A 5,030-nucleotide genomic window follows, 5' to 3' on the forward strand; every position below is an offset into this window, starting at 1 on the left:
ACAAACGGCTACACCACTACACGGGACTTGACCGACCGTTGTGAGTTTTCATGCTGCGGTGGGAACTGACGGGGTCACGAAACCGGTGTTCACTGGAGTAAATATGCTCGATCAACTTGATGTAAACGGAATCTTTGTGTCAGATCCGATATTAGATTTTGGTCTCAACCTGGGATGGTTTGCCGGTGATCTAAACCGTTCGCTGCAAATCGATCTCACTGCTTTGCTAGAGCGCCATTTTGCACATAGAGATGGAGAAATTGCAAAACTGTTCTTCGGCGCTTCCGGGGGCGGTTTCGCTGCGCTATTTTTTGGCGCGCAGTTTCCCAGCAGCCTGGTGATGTGTGTTAATCCTCAAACGAACATTAATCGTTATTGGCCACCGGCTGTTGAGAGTTATCGCGATGCAGCTTGGAATGGAAAACCTCTAGAAAGCATGCCTGTCGAGTTCGATCTAACCAAGACCTATTCGAAGGAAATCGACACTACTGTGCTTTATCTGCAAAACCTGGGCGATACGTCGCATGTGAAGCACCATTTGGTGCCATTCCTTAATGAGGCTGCACTCCCTAACCGTCAGTTTGGACTAGTCCTAGGGGAGTGGGGTGCGGGACACCGTGCGCCTTCCAGGGCCATTCTCGACCACTTTCTAAGCGGAGCTGTAGGAAGTAAGGGGGAATGGATCAATCTCACCTTTAGTCGAGAAGTTGAAAACGGAGTGGCTGCCTCCGAAGTGCTACGCAGGAGTACAGCGTATTCAAGTGTATTATCTTCAACTGACAACTAATGAATCTTGATCTTAGTTTCTTTATGGGTCCATGCAAGCGATCGAATGATATGTTCGGCATCGTTGTGTTTTCCGTCGACTACTGCTCTGGACCACTTGACATACCATTTAACTGCTTCTTTCGCCGACATATCTGCAATTAAAGAGCCATCATGCAGCCAAAGGGCTCTCGTGCAATGGTTACGAATCGCACTCGCTGAGTGAGACACGAGGAATACGGTCGATGCTCCGTTGAGAAAACCATTCATTCGTTCCTTTGCTCGCTCATTAAATGTAGCGTCGCCGGTGGCGAGCGCCTCGTCTAGTAGCAGAATTTTGGGGCGTACCGCTGTAGCGATGGCGAACTTAAGGCGTGCGCCCATGCCCGAGGAATAGGTGTGCAGAGGTCTATCGATTGCTTCCCCAATATCTGCCCAATTTGCTACAGATGGTGCCAATTCATCAACTTCTGCAGGGGAAAGGCCTTTAGCGAGTAACCCAAGCCGCACATTGTCCGCGCCGGTTAATTGTGGCTGGAGCGCGGCGGAAACACTTAAGAGTGAAGGTTTTGCTGAAACATACACTTCTCCTGTTGTAGGAGCTTCATTCCCTGCGATCATAGAAATAAGGGTGGACTTTCCGGAGCCATTTCGACCGAGGATACCGATCGATTCGCCCGGGTGAGCAACGAAAGACAAGGGGTTGACTGCTGGAACCAGCTTGTTCGTTTTCCACGGAACGGTATAGCTTTCGCCGTCAGGGGCTATTTCATAGACTTTGGAAACACGGTCTACAACTACTGAGGGGTTATTTAACGACTGCATACCGAGCCTCTTTGCGCCAGAAGAATACAAAGCCAACCAAAAATGTCAGGAATGACCATGCGATGATGTAAAGCCACTGCGCTAGGGAGGGCGCGGATCCGTACAGAGTTGCGTTGCGAGTGACTTCTAGATATTGAAAAAACGGATTCAGTTTCATGATCATCTGCAGGGTTGATCCTTCCGCAAACCGGGAGAGCGGAAAGAATACGCCCGAAAGGAAAAACAAACCTTGGGTGAACACGCGAACCAATGATCGAGTGTCTGGTATGAGAGATGCGATTCTCGCAATGATCATGGTTAGCCCTGCGGCAAAAATATGGATGAGGCAATAGAAAAAAGGTACAAGCAGCAGGGTCCAGTGGATGGGGTCTTGGTACTGAAATGCTAGTGCGACGATGATCGCGACGAGGCCCGGTATGGAATTATCGAAAAAGCTCCGGAGGCTGGTGCTAAGAGGGATAGCAACTCTCGGGAAATTAAAAGAGGTAATTAAGGATCGGTTTCGTTGGATAACGCCCACACCGTTAGTTAGTCCAGCGCTCAAAAACCGAAAATACGTTACGCCGATCGCGAGGAACCCAATGAAGTTATCGATGCCTCTCGAAACATGGAGGATGAGCCCAAAAACGAGGGCGTACATCAGCACTTGGAATAAGGGATCCAGAATCATCCACACCCGGCCTAGTAGTGTTCCACGGCCAGTGCTAAAGGACTGACTCCGGGCGTGTGAGATTAGAAAGTAGCGAAATGAAAAGAGCTGCTTAGTGTAATCCTGTAATGACGGGCGTGAAGAGACTGGATAGAGGTGGCTAAGATCTACTTCGACGACTTCGCTTTTGCCGCCACTGGGATACCGTTCGCGCAGTAGGGGTTTTTCTTGGTCCTCATTTTGAACGGTTATCTTTCGGAGACGATGAAAGCTCTTCACTTCGTTAACTCCTCCGGTAATCTGGCGAGCCTACAGTGTTTAGCCTTGGCCCCTTAGGTGCGATGAGAGCTAAGGCTATTGCAATGACAGATAGAAATCGAATTTTGCTGTTGGGCTATTTCAGAGGGTTGTAAGTAGAGGTGCTTTTAGTTGTTTGAATATGACGAGGGATTCAATAGGTCAGAAACCGCTGTAGCAGTCTTTCGAGATGTTCGAGGCCGAAATTCGACTTCCTCAGGTATAACGAGGGGGCGGTGGCATCAAGTTTTGTTTGCGGGGGTCGCTTATGGGGGCGATAGAAAAGGCGGGGTTGGAGATTACGGATGGATACAGAATCCACCCAGTGGCGAGTGGTTTTCTGTCTTTAAAGACGGTACCGATGATCGCTACATTGTTTTGAGTGACCCGATGGGGTTTAGCCCGGTATATCTTGCAGAAATAGAAAACAATGAGGGCCACGTTGACCTTTACGTTTCTAATTCGTTCCCAGCTTTGACTTCGTTGTTGCCGGGGGTATCAAACCACATAGATCCGGTCAATGTCGCTTCGATGCTGGGATCAACTAGTACCTTTGCCCAGACAGTTTTTAGTCAGGCGACACCCGATGAACGGGTAAAACTAGTAGAGCAAGGGTATTTTCTGGAGATTTCGTTAGACGGTTGGCGACTTGTTCCTAATCTAAGCTCCGGCAGCCGCTATGATGAATTGATCAAAAAGGGTGTCGAAAAAGCGCGCCAGGTCCTGGATCGTGTCGCAGGGGGTATTTCTGGTGATGATCAGGTGCAGCTCCGTCTCTCCGGAGGAAGGGACTCAAGGGCGGTATTAGCATTGCTGTCATCGTCTGCACTCTTACCTCACGCTGAAGTTCTTTCTATTGATCCTGCGCGTGCCACCTCAGAGTTTGCGTCGAAAATTCTCAAGACTGATGCCCGTATCGCAAACTATCTGCGGTGCGAATACTCGCTGCCGATCTCACGTCCACGTGCGGGAGTAAGTGGTTCGATACCAGTACACGAAAGCTTGGTTGATTGGCAGCGTCATCGTTCCAATTTCAATTTCCACTATGCCCCTCGTAACATCGTCGTGAAGAACGAACACCGGCTTTTTGATATTTACGGTGGTGCAGGCGAGGCGTTTCGTACACATTGGGCAGGTTTTTTTCGAGGGCACCCTAGACTCGGTCATTTAAACTGGGGGCAATCGCAACCAAAAGAGATTGCTAGCGAGGTTTTTCGGTTAGTGTTCCCTGCAGCATTTTTCGGTGAAGGACTCCATTCGCTGGCTGAGGAACGATTTATTAAAGAGCTTCAATTAGACAAGTATGAATTCTTTGACGACGCCATAGACAGGCACTATGTCAAATTTAGGAATCGTGGGCACAACGGCTCCGCCCGTTCTGCGACTATCTCCAATAGTTACAACATGATGCCACTCGCTCAACCTGAATTCTATGAGGCTGCGCTTCTGCTCGATCGTGAGGATCGTGAGCAGGGTAAAGTAATTTTCGACATCATCGAGCATTGTGCCCCGGGTCTAAATTCGGTCGAGTTTGAGTCGGGTGAATGGCCACGGCACTTTGGGCGTGAAACAACAGTTCGTCCTGTAATCGAACCAAAACAGACAGTCGGAGCTACACGACGAATTACGCCACTCGATGGCTCAGCGGATCAAGAGGCTTTTCAGTCGGAGATCTGGCTGCTTGCACAGTTTAATCAGATTAAAGCAGAGCTGAGGGAAGTATCCGAGCTTAAAGGGGTGTTATCGGGCCCAATCGATCGATGGCTAGCACATAGGTTTGAAAAAGAGAACGCCTCAGGTAAGGGCATCTTAGTTGCTAAATTGGCATCTATTAGAGATGCCTTGGTGGGGATAGCGCCTGACCTCCGGTTTGATACAAGCCTTGGGATTCAAACCGGCAGAAGCGCAACTCTCAGGTCGAGTGTGCCTGCACCGGCTCAAAAACCCTATCGATTGAGAGAATCGCTGGAGCCGGTTGAAGTTGCGGCAACCGCGATATTCGACGGGAAGGCATTGACGATAGATGCGAAAGTGGTTAAGGGCCAGGCTACTCATGTCGAATTCGCATTCTACGTCTTCGCAGGTGATGAACGGTTCTATACAAGATGGTACAAGCCGGATGGATTTTTACGAGTAGACGTTGGTGGACATGCGCCAACTCGGATCTTGGTGTTCTCGCGATTTGCTAGTGCGACGGATGCGTTTGAAACGAAAGAGATTCGCGTCGATGATGTCTCGCGATGAGTTGGCAGCTTCAGTGGGGCACAAGTCAAAGCGAAATGGATGTACCATCCTGCGGCCCTAGCGGGAGTATTCGAGAAGGGTGATCGTGAATAGGGGTCTCCAGTCCGGTTGCTGAAAATGCGCATCGTGCGCTGTGTGGTTTTCAAATACGGCATTTTCTGATCCGGAGGAGAGGCCCGCATAGCAGGATGTGGCTGCTTCCTTCGCTGGACAGACGGTTGCGTCCCTTAGTGTGGTGTAACGCTTGCTG

At 49.7% G+C, this 5,030-nt stretch carries 5 protein-coding genes; 2 read left to right on the plus strand and 3 right to left on the minus strand.

Annotation, left to right across the window (positions count from 1 at the left end; all coding sequences use genetic code 11):
• Positions 1-103: 103 nt before the first annotated feature.
• Positions 104-787: a hypothetical protein gene (locus HMPREF3048_RS11940; RefSeq protein ID WP_141758800.1), complete on the plus strand. Its 684-nt coding sequence runs from the start codon at positions 104-106 to the stop codon at positions 785-787.
• On the opposite strand, the gene HMPREF3048_RS11640 is transcribed toward HMPREF3048_RS11940, so the two are convergent.
• Positions 784-1,590, minus strand: a complete 807-nt coding sequence (locus HMPREF3048_RS11640; protein ID WP_083316608.1) for an ABC transporter ATP-binding protein — start codon at positions 1,588-1,590, stop codon at positions 784-786. The genes HMPREF3048_RS11940 and HMPREF3048_RS11640 overlap by 4 nt on opposite strands.
• On the minus strand, positions 1,574-2,518 hold the full coding sequence (locus tag HMPREF3048_RS00020) for an ABC transporter permease (protein ID WP_141750609.1): 945 nt from the start codon (positions 2,516-2,518) through the stop codon (positions 1,574-1,576). Before HMPREF3048_RS00020 ends, HMPREF3048_RS11640 begins: the two co-directional genes overlap by 17 nt.
• 150 nt (positions 2,519-2,668) lie before the next feature.
• Here HMPREF3048_RS00020 and HMPREF3048_RS11945 point away from each other — a divergent pair, with 150 nt between their 5' ends.
• The gene (locus HMPREF3048_RS11945) at positions 2,669-4,780 is read left to right on the plus strand and encodes a hypothetical protein (RefSeq protein ID WP_141750608.1); all 2,112 of its coding nucleotides are present in this window, start codon (positions 2,669-2,671) and stop codon (positions 4,778-4,780) included.
• 57 nt (positions 4,781-4,837) lie between these two features.
• Here HMPREF3048_RS11945 and HMPREF3048_RS12370 read toward each other — a convergent pair.
• Positions 4,838-5,030, minus strand: a 193-nt coding sequence (locus HMPREF3048_RS12370; protein ID WP_210398404.1) for a hypothetical protein, incomplete at its 5' end; no start/stop codon positions are given.

The sequence above is a fragment of the Corynebacterium sp. HMSC075D04 genome, assembly GCF_001815635.1.
In the GTDB taxonomy this organism is placed as follows: Bacteria; Actinomycetota; Actinomycetes; order Mycobacteriales; family Mycobacteriaceae; genus Corynebacterium; species Corynebacterium coyleae.